The organism is Pseudoalteromonas sp. CF6-2 (assembly GCF_021729425.1).
GTDB classification, from domain to species: Bacteria; Pseudomonadota; Gammaproteobacteria; order Enterobacterales; family Alteromonadaceae; genus Pseudoalteromonas; species Pseudoalteromonas arabiensis.
Map to the genome: position 1 here is coordinate 474,100 of NZ_CP091443.1, position 26,331 is coordinate 500,430.

Annotated in this window: 21 protein-coding genes; 13 read left to right on the plus strand and 8 right to left on the minus strand. The window is 40.4% G+C overall.

The annotated features are described in order from the left end of the window. Positions 1–300 carry an isoamylase early set domain-containing protein gene (locus L3Q70_RS18820; protein WP_062567102.1) on the minus strand — a complete coding sequence of 100 codons (300 nt, stop codon included), beginning with the start codon at positions 298–300 and terminating at the stop codon, positions 1–3. A 591-nt stretch (positions 301–891) separates the two neighbouring features. On the opposite strand from L3Q70_RS18820, the gene L3Q70_RS18825 reads away from it, so the two are divergent. Next, positions 892–2,778 (plus strand): EAL domain-containing protein, encoded by a 1,887-nt coding sequence (locus L3Q70_RS18825; protein WP_237115314.1) that lies wholly within the window; start codon positions 892–894, stop codon positions 2,776–2,778. A gap of 44 nt (positions 2,779–2,822) precedes the next feature. Further along, positions 2,823–3,749, plus strand: a complete 927-nt coding sequence (locus L3Q70_RS18830; protein ID WP_237115315.1) for a hypothetical protein — start codon at positions 2,823–2,825, stop codon at positions 3,747–3,749. 70 nt (positions 3,750–3,819) lie between these two features. Here L3Q70_RS18830 and L3Q70_RS18835 read toward each other — a convergent pair whose 3' ends face one another. Then, positions 3,820–4,248, minus strand: a complete 429-nt coding sequence (locus L3Q70_RS18835) for an Lrp/AsnC family transcriptional regulator (RefSeq protein ID WP_062567105.1) — start codon at positions 4,246–4,248, stop codon at positions 3,820–3,822. A 204-nt stretch (positions 4,249–4,452) separates the two neighbouring features. Here L3Q70_RS18835 and L3Q70_RS18840 point away from each other — a divergent pair, with 204 nt between their 5' ends. From L3Q70_RS18840 to L3Q70_RS18865, 6 genes are all read left to right on the plus strand, one after another. Continuing rightward, positions 4,453–5,658 (plus strand): aspartate aminotransferase family protein, encoded by a 1,206-nt coding sequence (locus tag L3Q70_RS18840; protein ID WP_062567106.1) that lies wholly within the window; start codon positions 4,453–4,455, stop codon positions 5,656–5,658. 47 nt (positions 5,659–5,705) lie between these two features. Next, positions 5,706–6,740 (plus strand): arginine N-succinyltransferase, encoded by a 1,035-nt coding sequence (gene astA / locus L3Q70_RS18845; protein ID WP_237115316.1) that lies wholly within the window; start codon positions 5,706–5,708, stop codon positions 6,738–6,740. Positions 6,741–6,758: 18 nt separating this feature from the next. Continuing rightward, positions 6,759–8,231, plus strand: a complete 1,473-nt coding sequence (gene astD, locus L3Q70_RS18850) for a succinylglutamate-semialdehyde dehydrogenase (RefSeq protein ID WP_237115317.1) — start codon at positions 6,759–6,761, stop codon at positions 8,229–8,231. Positions 8,232–8,271: 40 nt separating this feature from the next. Next, a complete protein-coding gene (locus L3Q70_RS18855; RefSeq protein ID WP_237115318.1) occupies positions 8,272–9,075 on the plus strand; it encodes a DUF1338 domain-containing protein in 804 nt (267 codons plus the stop codon). Positions 9,076–9,092: 17 nt separating this feature from the next. Continuing rightward, complete coding sequence (locus L3Q70_RS18860; protein ID WP_237115319.1) at positions 9,093–9,944, plus strand: transporter substrate-binding domain-containing protein; 852 nt, start codon at positions 9,093–9,095, stop codon at positions 9,942–9,944. A 239-nt stretch (positions 9,945–10,183) separates the two neighbouring features. Next, positions 10,184–11,401 carry a type III PLP-dependent enzyme gene (locus tag L3Q70_RS18865; protein WP_237115320.1) on the plus strand — a complete coding sequence of 406 codons (1,218 nt, stop codon included), beginning with the start codon at positions 10,184–10,186 and terminating at the stop codon, positions 11,399–11,401. A gap of 90 nt (positions 11,402–11,491) precedes the next feature. On the opposite strand, the gene L3Q70_RS18870 is transcribed toward L3Q70_RS18865, so the two are convergent. From L3Q70_RS18870 to L3Q70_RS18885, 4 genes are all read right to left on the minus strand, one after another. Continuing rightward, a complete protein-coding gene (locus tag L3Q70_RS18870; protein ID WP_237115321.1) occupies positions 11,492–11,962 on the minus strand; it encodes a hypothetical protein in 471 nt (156 codons plus the stop codon). 78 nt (positions 11,963–12,040) lie between these two features. Continuing rightward, positions 12,041–15,010 (minus strand): TonB-dependent receptor, encoded by a 2,970-nt coding sequence (locus L3Q70_RS18875; RefSeq protein WP_237115322.1) that lies wholly within the window; start codon positions 15,008–15,010, stop codon positions 12,041–12,043. A gap of 373 nt (positions 15,011–15,383) precedes the next feature. Further along, complete coding sequence (locus L3Q70_RS18880; protein WP_237115323.1) at positions 15,384–16,664, minus strand: flavohemoglobin expression-modulating QEGLA motif protein; 1,281 nt, start codon at positions 16,662–16,664, stop codon at positions 15,384–15,386. Between the two features lie 79 nt (positions 16,665–16,743). Next, complete coding sequence (locus L3Q70_RS18885; RefSeq protein WP_237115324.1) at positions 16,744–17,610, minus strand: redoxin family protein; 867 nt, start codon at positions 17,608–17,610, stop codon at positions 16,744–16,746. A 189-nt stretch (positions 17,611–17,799) separates the two neighbouring features. Between L3Q70_RS18885 and L3Q70_RS18890 the strand changes: the two genes are divergently transcribed. The 5 genes from L3Q70_RS18890 (at position 17,800) to L3Q70_RS18910 (ending at position 22,536) form a co-directional block, all read left to right on the plus strand. Next, the gene (locus L3Q70_RS18890; protein WP_062567116.1) at positions 17,800–18,060 is read left to right on the plus strand and encodes a DUF3081 domain-containing protein; all 261 of its coding nucleotides are present in this window, start codon (positions 17,800–17,802) and stop codon (positions 18,058–18,060) included. A 7-nt stretch (positions 18,061–18,067) separates the two neighbouring features. After that, entirely contained in the window at positions 18,068–18,364 is a 297-nt protein-coding gene (locus L3Q70_RS18895) for a hypothetical protein (protein WP_237115325.1), read from the plus strand. Positions 18,365–18,444: 80 nt separating this feature from the next. Then, complete coding sequence (locus L3Q70_RS18900; protein ID WP_062567118.1) at positions 18,445–20,040, plus strand: AbgT family transporter; 1,596 nt, start codon at positions 18,445–18,447, stop codon at positions 20,038–20,040. Between the two features lie 221 nt (positions 20,041–20,261). After that, positions 20,262–21,998, plus strand: a complete 1,737-nt coding sequence (locus L3Q70_RS18905; protein ID WP_237115326.1) for an amidohydrolase — start codon at positions 20,262–20,264, stop codon at positions 21,996–21,998. 19 nt (positions 21,999–22,017) lie between these two features. After that, a complete protein-coding gene (locus L3Q70_RS18910) occupies positions 22,018–22,536 on the plus strand; it encodes a protein tyrosine phosphatase family protein (protein WP_062567120.1) in 519 nt (172 codons plus the stop codon). Positions 22,537–22,558: 22 nt separating this feature from the next. Here the strand turns inward: L3Q70_RS18910 and L3Q70_RS18915 are convergent, their stop codons facing one another. Both L3Q70_RS18915 and L3Q70_RS18920 read right to left on the minus strand, forming a co-directional pair. Then, on the minus strand, positions 22,559–24,811 hold the full coding sequence (locus L3Q70_RS18915) for a carbohydrate binding family 9 domain-containing protein (protein ID WP_237115711.1): 2,253 nt from the start codon (positions 24,809–24,811) through the stop codon (positions 22,559–22,561). A 197-nt stretch (positions 24,812–25,008) separates the two neighbouring features. Continuing rightward, positions 25,009–26,310, minus strand: coding sequence for a DEAD/DEAH box helicase (locus L3Q70_RS18920; RefSeq protein ID WP_237115327.1), 1,302 nt, complete (start codon positions 26,308–26,310; stop codon positions 25,009–25,011). Between the last annotated feature and the right edge of the window lie 21 nt (positions 26,311–26,331).

A 26,331-nucleotide genomic window follows, 5' to 3' on the forward strand; every position in this document is an offset into this window, starting at 1 on the left:
TTAAGCGCGTTGAGTGTTTACAACACTATTTTCAGTACCAAAAACATTAGGAGTATAAGCGTCAGCTTGATGGTCGTTATCCCAAACATGACCATTGATGAGGTAACGAAAGTGAAATTGTTTATCGAGCGGTAAACGCTGCTTGCACTTGAAAACCTGTTCTTTTTTGTTGTATTTCATTGGCACTGGCTGCCAATCTGTAAACTCTGCAACTAATTGCACATTTTCAGCGTCTGGGTGCTGAAATTCAAAAGTAACTTCGGTTTCGTCTTTGGTTTTAAAAAAACGTTTACTTAACATAGTGGGCTCCAATTCAACCAGATGGTTAATTAATCCTTGCCACAGTGCCGTGTTCAACTACTCAACAGTCGGGGCTGTGTATTACATGCGCTAAAAACTGCCTAAAAGAACATGTACCTTACTCAGTAAATCAAATCTTTGTTTACGCATTATGACAGTGCAAAATATTTGTGCACGCACCATAAAAGTGCATAAAACAAACAAAAACATGATTAATCAAACTTCTAACCTTAAGTCAGCAATAAACGAACCAATTTGAAAGTTAAATTCTCATTTACTCTAAATACTGAACTTGAGTCATTTCTCAGTAAAAAGTAGTTAATAAGTAAGTGTTGGTAAAGTGAATTAAATTGAAGTTAATCGTGTAGTACAAAGTATTTTTAAGAGATTAAAGACCTGATTATTGCACTCAACAAATACAACTTTTTACTTACTTAATAGATTAACATTCTAATTACATTACAAAAGGTTTGTCTATTTTAGTGACAAGCCATATACTGAAAAAATTAACTTACGGGTTGGTAAACAATATAATAGTGCCCAGGACGGTAGTGAATAATGGCCAATGCTCTTCGTATAGTATGCAGTTGTATGATAACCATAGTAGCTTTTTTTTATGGTTTAAACATTTTATTAGTTAAACAGGTTAACGATCTTTCTTATCAACCAAATACAACTATGCTTTCCACTTTCGCAATCCCCCCATCAGGTATAGCACCGGCCCCTTGGTACAACATTCTTTTAACTGGCCAATACACAGTCACTCATAACAAGCAAAATTACGTTGTCGTTGAAGCCGATACAAAAACAGTCACGGCTATTGAGACAAAGCAGCTCATTACTTCTACTTTGATGGCGCCTATTAATGTTATCATTTTGTTGCTGTTAATTATTGCTATCACCTGGTTGGTCAGCCTAAGACGTCAAAGCGATAGCATAAAACAGACGATTAAAGAACTTAACGTTCAAACTTCAGCCCTACTCTCCAACCTAAACCTTACTAACACACATTCAGCTTCGCAATCTACACTTTGTAATTTACAAGCAAATGTTCACGCTTTGAGCGCGCACATTACCACTTACACCCGTGAATCTCAGGCGAGTATTTGCCAAGACAAATTGACCCTACTGATAGACCGCCATGCATATTTAGAGCATTTAGCCAGACAACTAAGTGTTGCAGAGATAGATAAACTCAATTGTGCACTTTTATTTATCGATTTAGATGGTTTTAAACAGGTAAATGATTCATTTGGCCACAGCTTTGGCGATGAAGTACTTATTCAGGTAGCTGCTCGCTTAACGGGTGTGCTTCGCCATCACAAGCTCAACAATATTTCTGCCACCAGCCAGCTTGAACAAAACTTAGCTCGTTTGGGAGGAGATGAATTTTCTATCTTTATTAATCACCTGACCTCAAAAGAGCAAGCACTTGAAATTGCTAAAAATGTTTTAAAAGAAATCGAGAGGGATTTTGTACTCGGTAATAAGCTGATTAAGATCAGCGCAAGCATAGGCATTGCAACCTACCCTGACAGTGCAGCGACACCTCACGCATTACTGCAAATGGCTGATGTGGCGATGTATCGTGCCAAAACTGATGGCCGTGGTATTTTTAAAGTGTATTCCCCTGAAATGGGCAATAAAATGCGTCGCTATCATTACTTACTTGAGGAAATGCGCCTTGCAATTGCCTCTGAAAACTTTCATTTATTCTTTCAACCGATTGTAGATGTTGACGATTGCGCAATCGATTATTTTGAAGCTTTGGTACGCTGGGAACATCCAGTTGAGGGCGCTATTTCTCCTGTTGAGTTTATTCCTATTGCTGAAGAATCGAATCTTATTTTAGAACTCGGCGATTGGATCATGCTTGAGTCATGTCGGCAGATGGCTGCATGGTATAACGCGGGGATGAAGAAAGTGAAAATATCGGTGAATATTTCTGGCATTCAGTTAAAACACCGGGCAATTTATGATTGGGTAATGGCCAAACTTTCTAAAACAGGACTGCCAGCAACTGCTATTATGTTGGAAATAACAGAGTCGACATTAATCACCGCAAGTAAAAAAATTATAAACGACCTAGAGAAATTACGCCGTGAGGGTATCACTATCGCCATCGATGACTTTGGTACTGGTTTTAGCTCTTTAAGTACCCTTGCTGACTTACCGATTGATGTAATAAAACTGGACAGACTGTTTATTGCGCAAGCCAATGACAACCCAAAATATAATAAGATACTTCACTCTGTCAGTGAGTTAGGCCATAAACTAGGTTTAAAAATTGTGGCCGAAGGCGTTGAAGAGCTTGCACAATTTGAACTAGTTAAATCAATGGGTATTAGAAGTGTGCAGGGCTACCTTGTTAGCCAGCCCGAATCATCTTTTAATGTAGGCCACAAAGTACTCCACGATAACGTCAATTTTATTGCAACAACAGGCACAAGTGTTTGGAATATACAGAGACAACATTAATAAGCTATAATCACATTTAATATCTAAATCCCAATCCCTTGTTAATGTTGAAAAAAAGTCTATTAATTACACTAACCCTGAGCGTGACGCTTGCCGGTATTTTTATCGGTACATCAATTTATACTTTATACAGTAAAAAACGCTTATCTGTTGATCCTAAAGTCAAGGAAATATCAGGGATAGAATTTGATAAAAAGCATCGCCTTTGGGCAATTAACGATAGTGGCGACCAGCCAAAACTGTATCGTTTAAATGAGGATGGCTCAATCGCAAAAGAAGTGTTAGTCACCAATGCCAAAAACATTGATTGGGAAGATATGACTCAAAATAGGTTCGGGCATTTCTTTTTAGGGGATTTTGGCAATAATAACAATGACCGAAAATGGCTAACCATTTATAAAATAGAAAACCCTATTGATATAAAGGGTAATACAACACAAGCTGAAATCATAAAATTCACCTACCCTGAAATGGATGGCAGCCCAATCCTCCCCAATAAACGTAACTTTGACTTAGAAGCATTTGTTGCTTTTAACCATCATTTGTATTTATTTACCAAAAACCGTACCGAGCCATTCGATGGCATTACCAATGTTTATAAAGTAGGCGACCATGCCGCAAATTTCGATGCCGAATTAATTGACTCATTCAAAACCTGCACGACGATGGAAAAGTTATGCTGGGTCACATCTGCCGCGTTAAGCCCTGACAGAAGTAAACTTGTTTTACTTGATTCGACTAGCATCTGGTTATTTGAAAACTTTAAAGGCGATAAGTTCTTCTCAGGTGATGTGTCACGTATAGACTTAGGTATCGTCACTCAAAAAGAAGCTATCACATTTTACGATGATAACACCATCGTGTTTACCGATGAAGAATTTAAAGGTATCGGTGGCAATGCATATGTTATACAACTTGATGAAGTCGAAAAGAAAGTCATTCGCAAAGCACCTCAAGCAGATACAAATTAAATATCTATAGCCAAAAACTGAATGAGTAATTTCTGAACCGAGTAAAAACAATCTTGATCCAAATTAAGGGTTAACGTTTAAATTTCGTCTCTAAAATCACTGACGATGTAGTACGCTCAACCCCATCTAAGTTACCAATATCATCTAAAAGGTGGCTCAGCTTTTCAAGGTTTTGGGCTTGCACAACTGCAATCAAATCAAACTCACCGCTAATTGCGTAGAGCTGCGAAATGGCATCAATTTGCTTCAACTCAAGATTGGTTTTAGTGGTCAATTTTTGTTTTACTTTAATTGAAACGTGCGCCGATACCATTTGGCTCAAATAGGCATCACCATAGTCAACACTGTAGCCTTTGATCACACCTGTTTCTTCTAGTTTTAACATTCGGCTTTGCACTGTTGAGCGCGATAAGTTAAGCGCCCTGGCAAGGTCTGAAATACTCGCACGGGCATTTGTTCTTAGTATAGATAATAGCTTTTCGTCTTGTGGCGTTATCACTTTGACTACTCTTTTCGTTAATTTGCTTTTTATTTTAGTCATTTTTCACAAAATAGCACTGCAAATTTAAGTTTCTAACCCAGATAATAGTAAAAATAGATAAGAAAAATAATCTCATCGTGCTTAATTAGGCAGGAACGGCTTAACTGACCTATTTTTTGCAATTTAACTTTTTTCATACTAAGCCATATTTAGGTGCAACAAATGCAAGTAACAAGAGAACTTTTCAACGACGTAATGGTACCAAACTATAACCCATCTGAGGTTATCCCTGTTCGCGGAAAAGGCTCACGTGTTTGGGATCAAAACGGTAAAGAATTTATTGATTTTGCAGGTGGTATTGCCGTTAACTGTTTAGGTCATTGTCACCCAGCTCTTGTCAATGCGCTTAAAGAGCAAGGTGAAAAAATTTGGCACTTATCAAACGTAATGACAAACGAGCCTGCACTGCGCTTAGCTAAAAAGTTAACGGACGCTACATTTGCAGATAAAGTGTACTTTGCAAACTCAGGTGCAGAAGCCAACGAGGCAGCATTAAAATTAGCGCGTCGCTGGGCATTAGATGTACACGGCGAGCAAAAAAACCAAATCATCGCGTTTAACAAAGGTTTCCACGGTCGTACATTCTTCACTGTTACTGTAGGTGGCCAAGCTGCTTACTCTGATGGCTTTGGCCCTAAACCTGCTGCCGTTGATCACTGTGACTATAACGATTTAGCTGCGTTTGAAGCACTTATCAGCGACAACACATGTGCCGTAATGATGGAGCCATTACAAGGTGAAGGCGGTATCATTTCACCAACAAACGAGTTTATTAAAGGTGTTCGCGCGTTATGTGACAAACACAATGCTTTACTTATTTTTGATGAAGTACAAACAGGTGTTGGTCGTACTGGCGATTTATACGCATACCAAGGTTTAGGTGTAACACCAGATATTCTTACTACAGCAAAAGCGTTAGGCGGTGGTTTCCCAATCGGTGCAATGATCACAACGGCGAGCATTGCAGAGCATTTAAAAGTAGGCACACATGGTTCAACTTACGGTGGTAACCCGCTTGCATGTGCTGTAGCTGAAGCGGCTTTTGATACTGTCAATACTGAAGAAGTACTCGCAGGTGTTAAAGAGCGTGAACAGCTTTTACGCGACGGCTTTGCTGCAATTAACGACAAATACGATGTATTTAGTGAAGTACGTGGTAAAGGTCTATTATTAGGTGCGGTACTTAACAGCAAATTTGAAGGCCGTGCACGTGACTTCCTAGTAGCAAGCACAAAACACGGTTTAATGAGCCTTGTTGCGGGTACAAATGTTGTGCGCTTTACGCCATCTTTAGTTATCCCTCTTGAGGATATTAAAGAAGGTTTAGCTCGCTTTGAAAAAGCGGTTGCAGACGTTGTAAACGGTTAATTCTAGTTGGCGTGCTGCTAAACCAGTGCGCCATCGGAGAGCAATGAATGCAAGTATTACGTCCTATCACAGCAAATGATTTTGCCGCGTTAAAGCAAATAGCGATGGAGTCTGGTCATGGGTTTACCTCATTACCTGTTGATGACACCTTGCTACAAGAAAAAATCGATCGCGCCGAGCAAAGTTTTGCAAAAAACATCAATAAACCACAAGACGAAACCTATTTATTTGTTTTAGAAGACAGTAAAACGGGTGACGTTATCGGCACTACAGCGATTGAAGCCGCTGTAGGTATGTCGGTGCCTTTGTATCATTACCATCTTGGAAAAACTGTTCACCATTCACGTACTCTCAACGTGTATAACACCGTTGATATTCTGAGTATGTGTAATGACTACACAGGCTGCTCTGAGATTTGTACCTTGTTCTTACGTGAACAAAACCGCAAAGGCTTAACAGGTCGCTTTTTATCGCGTTCGCGCTTTCTATTTATGGCGCAGCACAGCGAACGTTTTGCTGATACCATCATCGCAGAAATGCGTGGCGTAAGTGATGAAAAAGGCCATTCACCTTTTTGGCAATGGTTGCAAGAGCACTTTTTTAGCATTGAGTTTCCACAAGCTGATCACCTAGTCGGTTTAGGCGATAAAGTATTTATCAGCGAATTAATGCCTAAATACCCAATCTATGCCAACTTACTGAGCAAAAAAGCGCAAGCTGTGATTGGTAGGGTTCATGAAAAAACAAAGCCTGCACTTAAACTGTTAGAAAAAGAAGGGTTTGAGCACCGTGGGTATGTCGACCTTTTCGATGCAGGGCCCACTGTTGAAGCAAAACTTGGCAATATTCGCAGTGTTCGTGAGTCACAAGTGTGTCCTATCACCATCGGTGAACTTGCACACATTAATGAGAAAAGCTCAGATACATTAGCTATTTGTAATCAAGGCGTGAATGACTTCAGAGCAACATTCACCAAACATGCTCATTATAACCACGCTAAGCACACGCTAATCATCAGCCAAGAAGTGGCCGATGCACTTAAATTAAAACAAGGGGATGCAGCACGGTTCTTCCGTTTGTAACCACTTAAGGAGTTTAAAATGAGTGTCACAACTCAACTTATCGATAACCAATGGCAAGCTGGCCTTGGTCATGATTTTAGTTCTATCAACCCAAGTAATGGCGAGGTTGTGTGGCAGGGTAAAACAGCCACGGCTGGACAAGTAGCTGATGCAATTAAAGCAGCTCGTAGTGCGCAGCTAGGCTGGGCTGATATGACCCTTGAAGAGCGTATTGTTATTCTTGAAAACTTTGCAGCAGAGCTTAAAGAGCATAGCGAAGAGTTTGCAACAATTATCGCCCGTGAAACAGGTAAACCACTTTGGGAAACACGTACCGAAGTAGGCGCAATGACAGGTAAGATTGCCATTTCTATTAGAGCCTATCACGAACGTACGGGTACCACAGAAAACCCAATGCCTGGGGCGAAAGCGTTTATACGTCACAAGCCACATGGTGTTGTTGCAGTGTTTGGTCCTTATAACTTCCCAGGTCACTTACCGAATGGTCATATTGTGCCTGCTATTTTAGCGGGCAATACGGTTGTATTTAAACCATCAGAACTCACCCCTCATGTTGCAGAGTTTACCTTAAAACTTTGGCTAAAAGCCGGCTTACCTGCCGGTGTCATTAACCTTGTACAAGGTGAAGTCGACACAGGTATTGCACTCGCTTCTCACCAAGATATAGATGGCTTATTCTTCACGGGTAGCTCAAATACAGGTCACCTATTACATAAGCAATTTGCAGGTCACCCTGGTAAAATCTTAGCGCTTGAGATGGGTGGGAATAATCCACTTATCGTAAAAGATGTTGCTGATGTAAGTGCCGCTGTTCACGATATTATTCAGTCTGGTTTTATTACGTCTGGCCAACGTTGTACCTGTTCTCGTCGTTTATTTATTGAGAACTCGGCAAATGGCGATGCAATTTTAGAAAAGTTAATTGCTGCAACCAAACACATTAAAGTAGCCGACAGCTTCAGCGAAGATCAACCGTTCATGGGTGCAATGATCAGCGAAAAAGCAGCACTCGGTATGGTTGCAGCTCAGCAGCAATTACTTGATATGGGAGCAACCTCTCTTGTCGAGCTTAAGCATCTTGAAGCGGGTACCGGTTTTGTAAGCCCAGGTATTATTGATGTAACGGCTGTTAAAGACATGCCTGATGAAGAGCACTTTGGTCCGCTTATCAAGGTATACCGTTATACAGATTTCGATAGTGCGATTAATGAAGCAAATAACACCTCATTTGGTTTATCTGCTGGTTTATTAAGTGATGATAGCGATGACTACCACCATTTCTTAAAACGTATTCGTGCCGGTATCGTTAACTGGAACCGACCAATTACAGGCGCATCAAGCGCTGCACCGTTTGGTGGTATTGGTGCCAGTGGTAACCACAGAGCAAGCGCTTATTATGCTGCTGACTACTGTGCATACCCTGTTGCTTCTGTTGAAGCCGATAAAGTTAACTTACCACAGACCCTTGCGCCGGGCTTAATTATTGAATAATTGTTTGGCGGTCTCGCCGCCTTAATTGAAGGAATTAAACATGCACACAGATGTAAACGCCCTATTTGAAAACCTATGGGACAACTATTTATCAGTTACGCCATCGGCGGTAAAAGTACATGAGCTACTAGGCTCTACACAAAAAGATGACGTGATTAACGATCACATCGCTTTACGTACCTTTAATCATGAAAAAATCGGTTTAGAAAAACTAGCTGCGCACTTCTTAGCAGTTGGCTACAAAGAATGCGGCGAGTATCACTTCGAAGCGAAAAAACTATACGCTAAACACTTCGAACACTCAGATCCGAAGCAACCTAAAGTTTTCATTTCTGAATTACTTGTTGAACAATGCTCAGAAGAGCTTCAAGCTATTGTTAACGACATGGTTGCACAGGTTGACGAAAACGCTGTAACAGCGGATAATTTCCTTTACTCAGGTACGCACTGGCAAGTAAGTTCAGACACCTACAAAAAACTGCTTGCAGAAAGCGAATACGCGGCATGGATGTCGGCGTGGGGTTACCGTGCTAATCACTTTACGGTGAGCATCAATGAATTGGCGAAATTCGATGATATCGAAAGTGTTAACCAAGCACTTAAAGATGCCGGTTTTGCACTAAATACATCGGGCGGCGAAATCAAAGGTTCGCCAGAGGTATTACTTGAACAGTCTTCTACGCTTGCTGATGATAGCGAAGTTGAATTTAGCGATGGTGTTGTTGCCGTACCGAGTTGCTTTTATGAGTTTGCGCTACGTTATGCAAAACCGGATGGCGAACTCTACACTGGTTTTGTTGCAGCATCAGCTGACAAAATTTTTGAGAGCACCAATGCTCGATAAATAATTAAAGGATATGCATGAGACTAGGTTTGCTTTTTTTAATAATGCTGACCTTAAGCATAGCTTTCGCTAGTGATAAGAGTAAGCTTATAATTCTATCTCATGCATATTTCGACAATGAAACTGATAAAAATAGCGTTAACTACCATCTAGTCAAAGCAATTCAGCCAGCACTCGGTAATGAGTTCCATCTTAAGCTACAGTTTACAAATCATGCACGCCAAATTAAACGTTTATCAAGTAACGAACCTAGCTGTACTTTTAATGCGATAAAAACACCAGAACGCAAACAGAACATGTTGTTTTCAACAGTTCCAACATTTATGCATGTGCAACGACAGTTATTTGGTCTTAAAAATGAACTAAAAAGTAAACCTTCTGACATTTCAGTGGAACAACTCCTACACAAAAACTATATTTTCGGAATAATTGGATCCACAAGTTATCAACAACTGGACAAATTGTTTGCAAGTAATGCCTCAAATGTAGCTGTTATATATGGTGAAAACCCATTTTTACAACTAAGTAATCTACTCATGAACAATCGTATCGATTTCATTATTGGTTACCAAGAAACGTTATTTGCTCATTTAACCGTTGAGCAACAGTCTCTTATTGAATCCCGTCCTATTATTGAGTTACCTAAATTTATAAATGGGTATTTTGCTTGTAGTAAAACACCGCAAGGTCGCAGGGCCATGGAATTAATGAACAATTACATGAAAACCCATGATATGGCTGCCTACCTTAAAGAAATCCATACTAATAATAGCCGCCCAGAAGATACCCAAGCAATGCTCGACATTTATACTAAAACATACGGGATAAATTTTAAAAACGCCCCTTCGCCTGTTCAAAAAACACACTGAAAATAATTCAAAAAATCTTTGAAATAATGCTTGCGCAAATAAAAAAGCAGATCTATTATCTCGCCGCTTCTTGATGATAGCCAATCCGAGTACATTGCAAACCTAGTTTGTAGCAAGGCGATAGAGCAACTATCCAAGAGTGTATTTGATTGCACAGAACATACGGTGCGCTTAATAACACTCAACTGACTTGGACTTCCATTTTTTTCCGAGCAGTTGCTTAATTGCCGGAGAGTAAAATGGCTATTTCAACACTTACACAAGACTTAACAATCAAAGTACCTGCAGCATCGGTTGCTGCAAACGAATCAATAGCACAACCATCAAATCAATTTATTGAGCAACTTGTTGCCCAACATGGTGCGCCATTAATGGTGCTAGATTGTGAATCTGTACGCCACCAGTACCGTGCACTAAGCCGTGCTTTACCTGGTGTTGTTTTACACTTTGCATTAAAGCCACTTCCTCATGCAGCAGTTGTTCGCACGCTTTTAGAAGAAGGTGCCAGCTTTGATTTAGCAACCAGCGGTGAAGTTGACTTAGTTGCCAGCCAAGGTGTACCAAGTGATCGTACTATTCACACGCACCCTATCAAGCGTGACCGTGATATTCGTGATGCCCTTGAATATGGTTGTAACGTGTTTGTGGTTGATAACATCAATGAACTAGAAAAGTTCATTGCATACAAAGACCGCGTTGAGTTACTTGTTCGCTTAAGTTTTCGTAATGCAGAGTCATTCGCGGATTTATCGAAAAAATTTGGCTGTAGCCCTGCAATGGCTATTGAGATCATTACTTACGCGCAACAACTAGGTATTCGTATCAAAGGTTTGTCGTTCCATGTTGGTTCACAAACAGCGAGCCCTGCTAAATACGTAACAGCAATTGCTGCATGTAACCAAGTGATTAACGACGTAGCTGCATTGGGACTACCTGCACTTAGTACGCTTGATATCGGCGGTGGTTTCCCAGTGCCGTATAACAAAGACGTACTGCCAATTGATGAGTTTTGTGCCCCGATAAATGATGCCTTAGCACAGTTACCAGAGACAGTTCGCGTCATTGCAGAACCAGGTCGTTTTATTGTTGCCTGCGCTGTAACCAGTGTTGCATCGGTAATGGGTCAAGCTGTACGTAAAGGTAAACCTTGGTACTACCTAGATGATGGTATTTATGGCTCATTCAGTGGTTTAATGTTTGATGAAGCCTCGTACCCTATCGACTCGTTAAAACAATCGAACGAACGTGTAGAGTCCGTATTGGCAGGCCCAACTTGTGACAGCATCGATGTGGTGAGTGAGTCAATCATGCTACCTAAATTAAGCAACGGTGATTTAATCATCAGTCGTATGATGGGTGCTTACACATTAGCAACCGCAACAGATTTTAACTTCTTCAAACGTGCTGACGTTATTGTACTGAATGATGTAGTACAGGTTGATGCACTTACTGGTTAACAATTTCCTCGACTAAAAGCATGTAAGGCTACATGCTTTAGCTTTACAAAACGCAGCTGCTCATTCCAGCTGCGTTTTTATTTCATGCAATTAAACAGTACCTTCTAAACACTGTTTCTTTCTTAGCTGATCTTCGATTACTAAAGGGCGTTTCAGCTCCTTGGTAATTACTTCTGAGGCTTGATTACCCGTCTCTTTATCTGCGAACCAAATAGAAATTTTATCTCCCTTTACTTCACGGTTTAGCGTGTAGTTTCCGCCTTCTTTAAAGTTCATATCAAATCGAGCAAAAGCATTCTTTTCAGAAGATGGGAAATCTCTTTCACTAATTACGGCTTTAACCCAAAGAACGTGGTCGCCAGCTTCGTACTGCCTTGCTTGCTCCCAAGCTGAAACAGACTTGCTATTACACATTAAGTACACATAATCTCTTTGCTTACCATGCTCATATTGAAAGTTTTCAACTCGAAACTTTCCTTCGTCTATATCCTTTTTAATAGGCAACGCACTACATGCTGTCATTAAAACTGCTGAAACTACTAGGCTTGAATGTTTAATCATATTTTTTCTCCATAAAAAAAGCGCCCTCTTATAAAGTAGGCGCTTTCTGTTTAAAAATCAAGCAATAAGCTTAAGTTTTTAGAACGTCATGTTGAAAACCATTTCAACAGTACGTGGTGTCTGCCAAGAAACTGGTGAACCGAACTGTGCATTACCATTGAATGCAGCTTCCGATTCAGCAACCTCTTCATAGTTAGTTACATTGCTCGCATCGAACAAGTTTTCAATTTGAAGAGATACGAAAGCAGAATCAAATACGTCTAAGTAGCTAAGGTCATACTTGAAGTTAACATCTACTGTCGCAGTCCAAGGAGTTCTACCAAAGCTACCACGTGAGAATTTAGTGTCACCTACATAGTAAGTATCACCATAGTGATAGCTTCCTTGGTCTGGGTAGTAACCAGCACCCAGTGCGTTACGAGGACGGCCTGAAGTTAGACGCGTATTCATACCAACGATTAGATTGTCTGATATCGCATATGAACCAAAGATTTTCAGTGAATGGCGACGGTCATTAGGTAAGTAACCATTAGCGCCGTCCATTAGGTATGGGTAATCCCAGTCTGTTGTTAGACCAGCATCATCCTGACCGTTATCAGATTTAACGTAACCTTCCGCATTACCATAGCTTTGTGACCATGTGTAGTTCGCTTTAAGCATCCATTGACCATCCCATGCTCTTTCAAGCATTAAGTCAACAGCGTTGTAGTTACGTTTTGCTTCTGGGTAACCTAGCTGTTCAGCTGTGAAGTTATAGTCTTCTAAAACACCGTCACCGTCAGCGTCATATTGGAAAGATGCGCCTTTACCTGGGTTAAGCAATAAGAAATGATCATCATCAATACCGATGCTTTCAAATGCTTTTTCTGCACTCGCATCATCAATTACACTCTTAAGTTCGCGACGAGTATATTTGATACCTGCTGACCAGTCTTCATTGATCATACCTTGATAACCAATGATGAATTCATCTTGATACATTGCTTCAAGGTTTGAAGAACGAACACTTACAGGGCTAGGTGCTGTACCGTCACCAAATACAACTGTGTCACCAAGCTTACCACCTAATTGTGGAACATCATCTGAGCCGATGCTGTCAATTTGGTAATAGTCATGTGTATAAAGCTCTGCACCTGCTAAACGAACGTTAGTATTTGATGCTACTGGTAAATGATAACGACCTGCATTGGCAAATACTTTATGCTCACCATCTGCAAAGATGTCGTATGCGATACCTAAACGAGGAGCAAACTGATTGCTCATTTCAACGAATGTTTCACCGTCAGCATTTAAGTTTTCGAAACTTTCCCAACGGAAACCGATGTTTAGAGTTAGTTGATCATTTACATTCCAAACATCTTCAATGTAGAACGCTTCATTGTTGATATCAAATTCGCCACCAACTTCATAGTTACGTACACGAACATAACGACCAGACTCTTGGATTGTATAACCATTTGGTAATACAGCACCTGCTTCATAGTTTTGGTATGCGTAGTAGATATCACCAGAAAGGTTTACAACACTCGTTGATGTATTTTTCTCAGCGTCGTAACCGAAACGCAAGTTGTGATTGTCTGTTACTAACCAGTCAACGTCAAAACGATATTGCTTACGTTCGTCACTATTATCTTCAATAGTAAAAGACGCCCAACAACCTAAGTTTTGACCAGATGAAAGGTCATAAATTACTGGACAATCTGCGCCATCAGCTGTTGTAGTATCCGTAAACTCAACTTTACCTGCCATTGCAGAGATTGATAAATAATCTGTGATGTTACCGTTATAACGAACAGACCAGCTTTTACCACCAGACAAGGTTTCAGAATTTAGAGCCGTGTCTTTGATGATATTGCCATCTGCATCCAAGTCGTAATCAGTAGTCGCAAGAGTACTTTCGTCTTTGAACATCCATGCAGATAAAGAGTGATCTTCATTAATATTCCAATCTAAACGTGCCAAGTAATAAGGGTCATCATCCTTACGAATACGCATACCGTTACCACGATTGATAAGATCTTCGTATTCATTATCACGCATTTCATAAAGACCATAGAAGAATAATGTATCTTCAATTAGAGCACCACTTGCAAAAATATCTGTTTTGCTTGTTTCACGCGCATCACGGCTATTATCAACAATAACGTCACCAACACGGTTAGCACAGGTCTCAACTATGTCACCGTTTACAACTTTCTGTTGACAGTCATCGGCTTGATAATACGAACTAGGGCGGTCACCGTATAGCGAGCCAAGATCTTGTCTATGTTGTAGACCAAATTTAAACTCATTAGTACCCGATTTAGTTACAGAGCTTACTACACCACCTGTTGAGCGACCAAATTCAGCTGAGTAACCACCCGTTTTAACTTGGAAAGATTCATAAGCTAAGAAAGGAATAGTCGCACCACCAACACCATTACGGAAGTTTGTCATGTTGAGACCGTTCACGTAATAAACGTTTTCAGCTTGAGATGCACCACCAAAGCTTGCAAGTGAGTTACCTTTCGCATCTTCGAAACGAGAATCACCTAAGTTAACACCTGGAGCAAGTAATGCTACTGATGTGATATCAGGCGCAACTGGTAAACGGTTTAGTTCATCAGCAGAAATATTGAAAGAAGCCTCTGAGCTTGTTGTATCAACGCGAGCAATTCGGCTACCCGTTACAGAAATAACCTCTAAGTTACCCTCTATCATCTCTACTTCAAGCGCTGCAACTTTACCAATTCCGATTGTTACGTCTTTAAGTTCAGATGTTTGATAACCACTTTTTTCAATGCGGATATTGTAAACACCTACAGGAATTGAATTTAAGTTGAACTGACCTCTAGAGTCTACGATAAGCGTTTTCGTGAAACCATTTGTCTCGTTCGTAATAGTAACAGTTGCACCGGCAATTGGTGCATCGCCTTGTTGCTGTGTTACTACCCCTTTAATTGCACCATCAACGTTACTTGCTAGTGACTGCGCACTGTAAAGTGTTAAAGATGAGCAAACGGCAACGCATAAAGCCGCTTTTTTGAATATGTTGTTTTTATGTATCATAATTTTCCCTGAATTATTATTTTAGTTACTTTCGCACTTTCGATGTAACAAAATATTTTTACCATTAACACGTGGTATATACAAGTGTTTATTGAAACTTTCTGATAACATTTCATTAAGAAAAAAACACACTATATTCAACAACATCTATAAAAACACCTTTTGTTCCTGATAACAAAACAATATAAAAATTGTAAATATGAGGTTTACTAAAAAGATTTTCGAGGGAAAAATCAGAATGAATTAGGTATCACTTTATGCTTGAAATGACTTTTTGGTACATAAAGTTAACAAAAATTTTTGTAGTTTGAATTAAATAATCACTTGAGAGTGTGGAGCTAAATAAATTATCGCCACTCCACATTTAAATAGATCAAATAAACAATGGTTTGTAATCGTTTTCTAATTGCTCAAACGACAAGTTGCCAATAAAACGACCAAAGCTCAGCCACGTTGCTAGGCCTCGCAAGTCTTTAAAGTGTGGCGGAATAAATTTAGGGTCTTCAATCACACCTAAATCATGCAATTGTGATATCAGTCTGAAATCGTCTATTGAGATTTTACCAACCAATAGCAAGTGCAATTGATCAATTCGGCCTAACTGAATGGCAACTCGTATTAGGTTATACACCAACACGAAACCTTTAATATAGGCAATATCTTTTGTAAAAGGTAAGCCTGTTGCTGTACTTCCTCTAAACACGCGTTGAGTGAGTGTGTAGCTGTCGTCCTTGCTCAAGCCTTGTGCTACATAGTCACGATAAATGTCTACAAATTCAGCGCCATCAATAACCTTGGTAATCCCTTGAATACGGTTAACTAATTTTGCTAAACGTCGAGGCGTCGACTTTAAGGTAATAATTTCGGTCAACACCGCAAGGCCTTCTTGGGTAACCGTAGAGCTCGGTGTGCCTTTACTTAAACAAGTTAAATAAGGCTGCGCAAGACCGTTTTGGGTCGTCCCCACATGGATCCAGCCTTCATGCACTTCAAGAATATCAAGCTCCCGCTGTGAAAACTTAACATCTTGATTAAGTTTAATGTTGTTTGCACCTGCTGCCGCATCACTAACAATACCGTCGCTCAGAATGACCTCAACATCGATACCCGGCATTGTTTGAGCCACTTGCGATGCTAAAATTTTAACCGCATCTTCTGCATCAATATTTTTGGGATCATCAGGTAATATATCGGCATCGAGCATACTCTTTAGCGGCTGCTCAAGCATGGTGGCAAGCTCAGCAAGTGAAGGCTCTCCAGCATGGAATAAATCTTTTGGATGACCAAATAGTTCAACAGAAAGATCATGAAATTCAGGCGTGCCACGATACTCAATCATACTAAGTACAGTTTTATATTCAGTACACATCTTGCTCATGTATTGGGCTATCGGATTGAGTTGCCCTAACTGGCTGATGATATCGCGATTTAAATCAGAAAACGCACGGCGTAACTCACTTGGTACAAAACCAAGATCACGTTGCTGGTAATAAGCTTGATCAACCGTTGGGTTTTTCTGGCATTTATGCTTAAAAAACTCTTCTTTGATCTGTTTATCCCAATTGATCGCATCAAGAATACGAATGGGTGTTTGCAGTGCGATTAATCGGTCAGATAACTCGCGTGTTTTTGCTAATAATGCCTTATCTATCATGCTCTAGGCTCACTGTGTAATGAGCCTAGAGCATAGGCTAAATTTGTATAATTACAAAGCTAAATTAATCGGTTTTTAGCTAAAATTTAGCCTGTGTAGTGGCTAACTTTCCATCGTTGTAGATAAGTAAAGTTGGTACCGAATTAATGCCATTTTCGAGAAATAAATCGTTACCATAATCGATTGAAACCGGCATACTTGCAGAGAATTTATCAACATATTCTTGCACTGCACTTTGATCGGTCCACAGCTGGCTCACTTTAACTTCCACATCAATTCCTTGCTCTGTCAATTTATTAACATGTTGCTGTGCTAATACACATTGCTTTGCCATAGCAGGGCGAGTGTCGGCTAAGTACCAGTCGCACCACGTTGCGGTGAATAGCACTGCTTTTTTGCCTTTTTTCGGAATAGTCAATGGAGTCGCTTGGCCTTGTTTTTCGCTAAGCAGTCGTGCTTTTTCAACTTTGCCATTGTGTGATAACAAACGTAATGTGTTATCAAGCGGCTTATCGGCTTCGTGGCCTTGAAAAATCACTTTCTCATCGCTATCAATTAACACATGAAAAGGGGTGCCCATAAATTCATAATGTTTCGCAACTTGGCCTGTGTGATCCGTAAATAGTGGCATACTAAGTGAGAAACGCTCTTTAACCTCAGCAACAGCGTGTGCATCATCATTGAGGTCGATATTAATAGCTACAAATTGAATTTTATCGCCATATTGCTCATAAGCATGCTGAAAATGCGGCATCTGCTCCATACATGGCTTGCACCACGTAGCCCAAAACTTTAAGTAAACTGGTTTCTTGCCTAAGTAACTGCCAAGTTTAACAATTTGCCCTGCTTCATTTTCTAAAACAAGGGGGGCTGTATTCGCCGATATTCTTTGGCTAACAAGCAACAAGCCTGTTAGCAGCACCAAAGGAAAAAACTTATATTTCATTGTGCGATCCTCAAATAAAACGTAGCTTAAGCGTAAGGTAAGCCAAAGGATTGTAAATTTTCGACATCAGACATGCTAATGTCATTTTAATGATTTATCGCAAAGTAAAGCTTATTAACACTCAAAACATTAAGAATAGCACTAAACTTTTTATAGATAGTAAACGTATTACACCAAAAAGGAGTCATCATGAAAAACGAGTTAGACGGTAAATTAATTCTTTCTGTGTATGAGAAAATTATTCAACACGGTGAAGATCACGAAGACGGTAAACTCTATGAAGGTATTTGCGCTTTTTCAGATATCGATGGCTATACAGTATATCTAAAAGGCAGCGGTGTATTACTGCGCTTTGGTTTTCACAATACCTATCACCTTGACTATCAACACGAAAAAAATAAAGAGGACTTTTTAAAGAAAGTGCTTTATATCGCAGAAAAGGAACTATGAATACATAATGAAACGACGGGTAAAAGCTGAGTCAAAACAACAGACTGTATTTATCAATGAGGTTATTAATGAACTTAAAAGTAATCCTGATAAGTTAGATATCATCCGCGATAATCTGAGTTACTATCGTGAGCAACAGTTTCTTAAGCGTGGTTTTCTGCTCGCTATTGAGCGCTTTGATTGGGTGTTTGAAGCAAGCAATGATGTAGAGCAAATTTGCGCGCAAATTCTAGCTGATGATTATATTGGTAAACGTTTGCGCCGCTACCCCTTGCTATATAAGGGTGTCATTGAGCGTAGTTAGAACGATTCCCACCGCTAAAACATGATCTGTCCGGTAAAAAATGCTAGGTTAGCGCCATTTTGAAAATACGAGAACTGGACATGTCAAAAACAATAAACTCTCACAACACCCATGAGGGTGGTAACAATGGGTTATTTAACCGATTTTTAGCCACCGTTGAATTTCTGGGGAATATGTTACCCCACCCTATTACATTATTTGCAATGTTCTGTGTTGCGATCATCGTATTCAGTGGTATTGCCGATTGGTTTGGCCTAAGTGCCATCGACCCACGCCCAGAAGGTGCTGCCGGTCGCGACCCTGATGGTGTAATTGAGGTTGTCAGCTTACTCAGTGCCGAAGGCCTACAACGTATCGTTACAGGGCTTGTGACTAACTTTACCAGCTTTGCGCCACTTGGTACGGTACTGGTTGCTTTATTGGGCGTCAGTGTTGCAGAGCACTCAGGTTTACTCTCTGCAGCTATGCGTGGCATGGTAATGGGTGCATCTAAACGCCTAGTTACCTTTATGGTGGTGTTTGCTGCGATTTTATCAAATACGGCATCAGAGCTTGGCTACGTAGTACTTATTCCACTCGCTGCAATGATCTTTCACAGCCTTGGCCGTCATCCGCTTGCGGGTCTTGCTGCCGCATTTGCGGGTGTTTCAGGTGGGTACAGCGCTAACTTATTACTAGGCACCATTGACCCTTTGCTGGCTGGTATCACTACGCCCGCTGCACAAATGATTGATCCGAACTACCAAGTTGGCGCTGAAGCTAACTGGTATTTCATGATGATTTCAGTATTTTTAATCGCTATTTTGGGTACTCTCGTTACTGAGAAAATCGTTGAGCCGCGGCTTGGCAAATACAACCCAGAAGAAGCTAGTAATGATTTGCCAAAAAATGATATTGCCGGTTTAACCGATAAAGAAAAGTCAGGCCTTAAGTGGGCTGGTGTTTCATTGTTAGTGGTTTCATTATTACTTGCATGGACAATTGTTCCTGACGACGGCATTTTACGCAACCCAGAAACAGGCCTTGTAGCACACTCGCCATTTTTAAAAGGCATTGTAGTATTTATCTTTGTGACTTTCGGTATCCCAGGGTTTGTTTACGGCCGTGTTGTTGGCACCATGAAAAACGATAAAGATGTCATCGATGCCATGAGTAAAAGCATGAGCTCGATGGGGATGTACATTGTGCTGGTATTCTTTGCAGCACAGTTCGTTGCCTTCTTTAAATGGACCAACTTAGGCACAATTTTAGCTATTAACGGCGCTGCTCTATTACAAGCGCTAAACCTAACTGGTCCTGAAGTTTTCGTGCTATTCATTTTAATGTGTGCGCTAGTAAACTTAAGCTTGGGTTCTTCATCAGCACAGTGGGCTGTCACTGCACCAATCTTCGTACCAATGTTAATGCTTATAGGCTACGCACCGGAGACTATTCAAGCAGCGTATCGAATTGGTGACTCGGTAACAAACCTTATTACTCCAATGATGAGTTACTTTGGATTGATACTAGCTGTTGCAACTAAATATAAGAAAGACATGGGTATTGGTACATTGGTTGCGACCATGCTTCCTTACAGCATGATATTCTTTGTTGGTTGGGTCGCGTTATTCTACTTATGGGTATTTGTACTGGGATTACCTGTGGGCCCTGAATCACCGATTTATTATCAGCCTTAAGTAAGCACCTCTTCTGAAGAAAAAAGCCAAGCACTCGCTTGGCTTTTTTGCCTGTGTAATTATCCTGTGGCACTCAGCTTTATAGTAAGAATCAGTTAGCAGCTTCGACAATCGAGTTTGACTTCAATCAAATTTAAGCCCATTTTTTAAACACAATCTATATAAACAGACTATATTCTTATATTGCTCAAAGACATAATTAATAAACAAGGACGCTACACATGAATTATCACCTCACACTCGCTTGTTCATTACTCGCCTTAACGGCCTGTGATAAAGCCCCTGTGCAAACAGCTAAAACTCTGCCACTGCAAGTTAGCTATGCAGATGCTATTTATTATGGTGGTGATATTCTTACTATGACCGATGATAAACCAGAGTACGCACAAGCAATCGCAACAAAAGGTGAAAAAATTATCTTTGTGGGTAATAAAGATAAAGCACTTGAATATAAGCTTGGCAAAACAAAGCTCATTGATCTGCAGGGTAAAACTTTAATGCCTGGTTTTGTAGATGGCCATAGCCATGTATATGGTGTTGGCTTGCAAGCCATGGTCGCTAATGTTCTACCTAGCCCAGATGGTGATGCCAATAGCGTTGAGCAAATCGTCAACATCCTAAAAGCAGCACAACATAACCCTGACTACACTACATTTATCGAAAAAACAGGAGCAATTTTAGGCTTTGGTTACGATGATGCTGAGCTTGATAGGTATCCAACTAAAATGGATTTAGACCTAGTTAGTACAGATAAACCTGTAATTATAATTCATACCTCAGGCCACTTAAGTGTTGCAAACAGTAAAGCATTAAGCATGGCTGGCATTGATGCCAGCACTAAAAATCCTGATGGCGGACTGATACGCCGAATGCCTAACTCACAAGAACCAAATGGTGTACTCGAAGAAAACGCACACTTTGCTTTATTGTTTAAACTCATGCAATCTTTTGATCCTGAGTTACAAGACATGATGCTTGAAGAAGGCCAAAAAATGTATACCAAATACGGCTACACAACGGCGCAAGAAGGCCGTGCAACCCAAGAAGCTTATGATTCAATGGTAAGGGCATCAAAAGCGAATAAATTCGTGATTGATGTGGTTGCTTATGCGGATATGGCTACGAGTAGTAGTTTCATGAACTCAACTTATAATAGTAAAGACTACACCAACCATTTTCGCATCGGTGGGGTAAAACTAAATTTTGATGGCTCACCGCAAGGTAAAACTGCGTGGTTAACTCATCCTTATTTAAAAGCCCCTGAAGGCCAAGAGCAGGGTTATGCAGGCTACCCTACTTTTAGCGATGAGCAAGCCTATAAATATGTTGAAACAGCCTTCGCTAATGGCTGGCAAGTTATGACCCATGCGAATGGTGATGCCGCCATTGAACAATTTTTAAATGCTGTTGAAAATGCGAATAACAAGCTTGGCAAAAAAGACCGTCGCCCTGTGCTCATTCATGGTCAAACAATTCGTCAGGACCAAGTTAACCGCCTTAAAGAGTTAGGCGTTTTTCCATCACTCTTCCCAATGCATACCTTTTATTGGGGCGACTGGCATGTAAACTCGGTGCTTGGTCACCCCCGTGCAGATTTTATTTCACCAACCCATGCGGTTCGCAAGCAAGGGCTAATGTTTAGCACCCATCATGATGCGCCAGTGGCACTGCCCAATGCTCTTCGCGTATTAGATGCAACGGTTAACCGCACAACTCGTACTGATCAAGTATTAGGTCCTGAGCAACGGGTTTCTGTGTATACTGCATTGCAAGCAATGACAATATGGCCTGCGTATCAACACTTTGAAGAAACCTCAAAAGGGCAATTAAAACAAGGGATGCAAGCGGATTTAATTATCCTTGATAATAACCCTTTAAAAATAAAGCCTGCAGAGCTTCATAACTTACACGTGTTAGAAACCATCAGCCGTGGTAAAACCGTCTACAGTAAAAATTAAACACATTTGAAGGAATAATATGAATAAGTTCATACAGTTAGTATTAGCCTCAATGCTGTCATTTTCAGTATTAGCAACACAAACAATCACCACAGAGCTAGATATTTATAACCTGAAAGCTCAATCTGAGTATGTATTGACCTCAGGTCAGCCGAATCAAACCGATTTTGCAAAATTAAAAGAGCTGGGAGTTAAAAATATCATTAACCTACGTGGGGATAACGAAACTAATTGGTCTGAGCAAGATTTAGTCACCGAGCTTGGCATGAATTATTACCATATTCCTGTGCAATCGAAAGCTGATATTACGATTGAAAATGCCACTAAGCTACAAAGTTTGCTCAATGAACATCAACAGCAAACAACCTTGTTGCATTGTGCTAGCAGCAACCGTGTTGGTGCACTTGTTGCGCTTTACAATGCTATTACCTTAAAACAGCCAATTGATGAAGCTGTCGAGATTGGAAAGCAATGGGGCTTAAAAAGCCTTGAAGGGGTTGTAAGAAGTAAAGTAAACGAAGAAATTGGTCAGCCCTAAGCTGACCAATTTTTAACTGAAACTAAAGCTGCCACGCATAACTTAACTTTGTAAAAAAGGTTCGTTGGTCTCTTTCTAGCCCTTTAAGAGAGTCATCCTCATACCCTCTATCTGAGTAGCCTAAGTAAAATAAAGTTTGGGCATTAATTTTGTAGGAATAGACCAGTTGACTACCATAGTCACGATTCGTTTGGCTTACATCATAAAGATAAGCTTCATGATTTCGATCCACATCTTCAAATTGTAAAACGAGTTTAAGCATCGAGCGCATATTAAATTTATAATAAACTCGCAAATCCGTTAAGTTAGCGGTATAAACACGGTCGTTTTGTTCGTTATCTAAATAGCTGTAACTGTGCTCTAATTGGACTTGCCAATGGTCGTTAATGTCCCATGTCATTTCTGGCTCAATTCGTACCATAGTACCAAGGGCGGCATTGCTATAATCTATTTTGCTACCGTATTGCGCATACAATAAGAAACGCACGTCACGAATTGGCCTAAAACCACCGTAGATATAGCCAATATTTTGATTAAAGAACTCACCAGCATAAAACTCATTACGGTGAATAAAACCAATTTCTGTTTGTGACTGCATTTTGCCTTTAAAAGTAATAAAGCCATCGTACTCTTCTTCGAGTAAATCACCATTTTGCGCCCACGTTTTATCCCACTCAGCATTATAACTGTACTCAGTAATTGCATCCTCGGCGTCACGATACCAAGTTTGACCTCCACCTAGTTGAACTTGCTCATAGTCAGCCTTTGCTTGATAACCTAAGTCAGAGCGGTAATCTTTGCCTATATTTTCATAGTTTGCGTAAAGCTCGTAATCACGTTTATTGCGGCTAAACTCAATATTGTAGGCTTGGTCTGATTGATTTTTTTCAAGACCATACACATCAACTAAATAATCAGAGTTCTTAGTGTCTGTTGTTACAGCTTGATATTGAAGGCTATCCGTTTGATTAAACCAATAACTACCATCAAGGGATAAAACTGTGTTGTGATAATCACCACTTTCACGGTGTGTTGTCATCACCCCAATCGTCCCCTTTTGGCCTATATCAAGTTGATAACGTCCTACAGCTGAATGTGTTTTATCACCAAGATTGGCAAAACCAGAGCCTTGGTTAGTCGGTAGCAAAACGCTGGTATTTTCATCATCCGCATACATAAAGCCATAGCTGTGCGTCCCTGTTTTACCTGTTAACTTAACACCGACTTCTGGCTCTGCAATGGTACGTGTATACAGTAATTCAAGTTGGTTAGTGTCAAAATAAGACGCACCATCTAAGAAGAATGGACGTTTTTCGGCGTAGTAAATTGAATAAGTGGTATTCACATCAAGCTCAAGTGAGTCAGCCTCAACTTGCGAAAAATCAGGGTTAATTGTAGCGTTAATGACCGCATCTTGAGTCACACCCCAACGTAAATCAAGGCCAGCCTCAGTGTCGATATCTCCATTTTGCCAATCTCCTGGCACAGTGTCTTTTGTATCATGGCGAAGTGCTGTTAATGTCGGTGTGAGCTGAATATTTTTACTCTCACTCATATTTCTAAAACCAGTTAATTTATCAAATTGACAAAAACTGCACTTAACATCACGGTCAAAACCGACATTCGACATTTGATAAAATACGTCTCGCGGGTAGTTACGCCAAACAGCAAAGCTCCATGTCAATTGCTCTTGGTTTTTAGGAAAGCGTAATGCAGTAAAAGGAATTCGCATTTCCACCACATAGCCGTTTTCAGTGATCTGCCCTGCACTATCCCAAATTGCATCCCATGAAGGGTCTTCAGCCCAATCATCAGTGTCTGTCATACGCATATCCCCTTGAGCACCAAGTGGATTTACATAAAACTCATACCCTGTACGCTCGTCGTTAAAGGTATCGATCATTAAGGCCACATTGTCATCTTGCCACAGCGTATCACGGTCCCGAAGTGCTGCACGAATTTGACTAGGATCATTATCTTTGGCAACAAATCCAACATACAAATACTTACCATCTTCATACATATAAGCATCAGTTTGTACAGGTGGCTCACCTTTTTCATTGGGTTCGTTTTGATATTTAAGAGGTATCTTAGTTGCGTGCTGCCAATGTGCTTCGTCCATGACACCGTCGACACGAATAGACTCATTGATATGAGCTAATGAAAATTCGACTTTATCATAAGCAACAGCTTTGAGGGGTACATGTGCAAGGCTAAAAAAAATGCCAGGTAGAATAGCACGGGTAATTATTTTTCTTACGTACTGCATAAACATCCATTTAAATACAAGCGTGACCTTCACGCCATTTGAGCTTTTCGAAAAGCGATTGTAATTCAACGAGGTAGAATTGTTAATGATTTTGTCTATAAAAATTAACAAATAAGTAATTTTTATTAGTTTTGAATAGGTAACAAAAAGCCCCGTAGCGTATTCGCGACAGGGCCTTTCAAAATTAACTAAAATTCAATTAGTTATTTTTTTAAGCTTAGTTTTCCGCCTTTTAAGGACTTACGTACATTGGCAATACGCGAGCGATTTTTAGCACGTGCTTCGCCTGTCGCCTGACCAGACGGCTTATTTGTACGACTACGGCGTAGATGCGCGGGCTTTTTACCAATTTTATCAATCAATACATCACGATTACTCACTTCATAGCCGGGTAACACTATGCGTTTAATGCGCTGGCCGATTAACTTTTCGATATCGAATAGGGTATTTTCTTCTTCACGGCTAACGAATGAGATAGCTTGTCCTGGTTTACCAGCACGGCCTGTACGACCGATACGATGTACATAATCTTCAGCAAGCCAAGGCAGGTCAATATTAATAACACGTGGTAAGCCTTCTATATCAATACCGCGGGCTGCCACCTCAGTTGCAACTAATACGCGAACTTTACCCTCTTTAAATTCACGTAATGCACGACGGCGATTGCCTTGGGTTTTATCGCCATGACATACAACCGCAGGAATACCATCTAGGTTTAGCTCTTTAACAAGCTCATCGGCGGTTTCTTTCATGTTTACGAAAACCAAAACCTGTTGCCAATTTTTCTTACCAATAAGCTCTGACAACAACTCTTGTTTACGGCGCTCTTCTACTGGATAAACTACGTGCTGAACGGTTTCGGCTGTACTGTTCGTTTGATCAACATGGATAATTTCAGGTTGCTTAAGTACTTTACTTGCAAACTGCTTAATTGCGGCAGGAAAAGTCGCCGAAAACAGTAAAATTTGACGTGCTTCATCACAGCCATTAATGACTGTTTGCATGTCATTAATAAAGCCCATGTCGAGCATGCGGTCAGCTTCATCAAGTACAAGGTGTTTAACACTTGCTAAGCTGATATTACCTAAACGTAATTGATCTAATAAACGCCCAGGGGTTGCTACGACAATGTCAACACCTGCTTTAAGAGCATTTGCTTGGCCGGCTAGGTTAATTCCACCAAATAAACACACTGTTTTTAACTCAGTGTATTTTGCAAATGCTTTAAAGTTATTGGCAATTTGCTCTGCAAGTTCACGAGTTGGCGCAAGCACTAAGGCACTCGGCGCATTATTATCACTCAGTGTGGTCTCTGACAGCTTTTGAATAAGAGGCAGTGCAAAAGCAGCTGTTTTACCCGTACCAGTTTGCGCACTGACAAGTACATCTTTGCCTTTTCTTATTGCAGGAATAGCAGTACGTTGTACGGGAGTAAGCGTTTGGAAATTAAGTTCTTCTAACGCCTGAAGAATCTCAGAAGAAAAACTAAATGATTTAAAATTCATGCTGTATAACCTGCGGCCATC

Coding starts and splice junctions, on each gene's coding strand:
- L3Q70_RS18820 (WP_062567102.1), bottom strand. CDS start 300: ATGTTAAGTAAACGTTTTTTTAAAACCAAAGACGAAACCGAAGTTACT.
- L3Q70_RS18825 (WP_237115314.1), top strand. CDS start 892: ATGATAACCATAGTAGCTTTTTTTTATGGTTTAAACATTTTATTAGTT.
- L3Q70_RS18830 (WP_237115315.1), top strand. CDS start 2,823: ATGTTGAAAAAAAGTCTATTAATTACACTAACCCTGAGCGTGACGCTT.
- L3Q70_RS18840 (WP_062567106.1), top strand. CDS start 4,453: ATGCAAGTAACAAGAGAACTTTTCAACGACGTAATGGTACCAAACTAT.
- astA (WP_237115316.1), top strand. CDS start 5,706: ATGCAAGTATTACGTCCTATCACAGCAAATGATTTTGCCGCGTTAAAG.
- astD (WP_237115317.1), top strand. CDS start 6,759: ATGAGTGTCACAACTCAACTTATCGATAACCAATGGCAAGCTGGCCTT.
- L3Q70_RS18855 (WP_237115318.1), top strand. CDS start 8,272: ATGCACACAGATGTAAACGCCCTATTTGAAAACCTATGGGACAACTAT.
- L3Q70_RS18860 (WP_237115319.1), top strand. CDS start 9,093: ATGAGACTAGGTTTGCTTTTTTTAATAATGCTGACCTTAAGCATAGCT.
- L3Q70_RS18865 (WP_237115320.1), top strand. CDS start 10,184: ATGGCTATTTCAACACTTACACAAGACTTAACAATCAAAGTACCTGCA.
- L3Q70_RS18870 (WP_237115321.1), bottom strand. CDS start 11,962: ATGATTAAACATTCAAGCCTAGTAGTTTCAGCAGTTTTAATGACAGCA.
- L3Q70_RS18875 (WP_237115322.1), bottom strand. CDS start 15,010: ATGATACATAAAAACAACATATTCAAAAAAGCGGCTTTATGCGTTGCC.
- L3Q70_RS18880 (WP_237115323.1), bottom strand. CDS start 16,664: ATGATAGATAAGGCATTATTAGCAAAAACACGCGAGTTATCTGACCGA.
- L3Q70_RS18885 (WP_237115324.1), bottom strand. CDS start 17,610: ATGAAATATAAGTTTTTTCCTTTGGTGCTGCTAACAGGCTTGTTGCTT.
- L3Q70_RS18890 (WP_062567116.1), top strand. CDS start 17,800: ATGAAAAACGAGTTAGACGGTAAATTAATTCTTTCTGTGTATGAGAAA.
- L3Q70_RS18895 (WP_237115325.1), top strand. CDS start 18,068: ATGAAACGACGGGTAAAAGCTGAGTCAAAACAACAGACTGTATTTATC.
- L3Q70_RS18900 (WP_062567118.1), top strand. CDS start 18,445: ATGTCAAAAACAATAAACTCTCACAACACCCATGAGGGTGGTAACAAT.
- L3Q70_RS18905 (WP_237115326.1), top strand. CDS start 20,262: ATGAATTATCACCTCACACTCGCTTGTTCATTACTCGCCTTAACGGCC.
- L3Q70_RS18910 (WP_062567120.1), top strand. CDS start 22,018: ATGAATAAGTTCATACAGTTAGTATTAGCCTCAATGCTGTCATTTTCA.
- L3Q70_RS18915 (WP_237115711.1), bottom strand. CDS start 24,811: ATGTTTATGCAGTACGTAAGAAAAATAATTACCCGTGCTATTCTACCT.
- L3Q70_RS18920 (WP_237115327.1), bottom strand. CDS start 26,310: ATGAATTTTAAATCATTTAGTTTTTCTTCTGAGATTCTTCAGGCGTTA.